Origin of the sequence: Halorubrum sp. SP9, from assembly GCF_005435015.1 — an archaeon.
GTDB lineage: Archaea > Halobacteriota > Halobacteria > Halobacteriales > Haloferacaceae > Halorubrum > Halorubrum sodomense.
Map to the genome: position 1 here is coordinate 1 of NZ_SGXU01000328.1, position 496 is coordinate 496.

Consider the following 496-nt stretch of genomic DNA (forward strand, 5'->3'; position numbering starts at 1 on the left):
TAGCAGACGACATCGCGAGCGTCATCCCGACCGTCGACGCGAACACCAAGGGACAGTACGGAGACGGAATCGGTTCGGAGGATGAACCGCGGCAGGTGGGCTGCTCGTCGACGAGCTACAGCGCCACAGCGAAACGTACCAGGGCACGCGACAGGAGGTGCCGTATCCCAACGGATCCGGAAGGTGCGATATTGTGCTTCCGGGTGAGATCCCGGTCGAGTGTAAGCTACTCCGGTACTGGCGGGCGAACGGCGATTCAGAGGACTATATGCCGAAGCAGGTCTTCAGCCCGTTTCACGAGAACACGCTGCTAACCGACTCACAGAAGCTTAGCACGTCGGGGTTCGAGCGCGACGGCGGACTGCTCGGACTGTTCTACAAGCGGTCGGATGCTGACCCGGAATCGGTTGCGAATCTCCCTGAACGGTTTACTGCGGAGCGGGTGGCCGAGAAGACGGCTCGCGATATCGAATACTGGTTTGATATTGACGTCGAC

At 59.9% G+C, this 496-nt stretch carries 1 pseudogene; it reads left to right on the top strand.

Annotated elements, in window-relative coordinates:
- Positions 1 to 193 precede the first annotated feature (193 nt).
- A pseudogene (locus tag EXE45_RS21560) lies at positions 194 to 496 on the top strand (hypothetical protein); the annotation flags it as partial.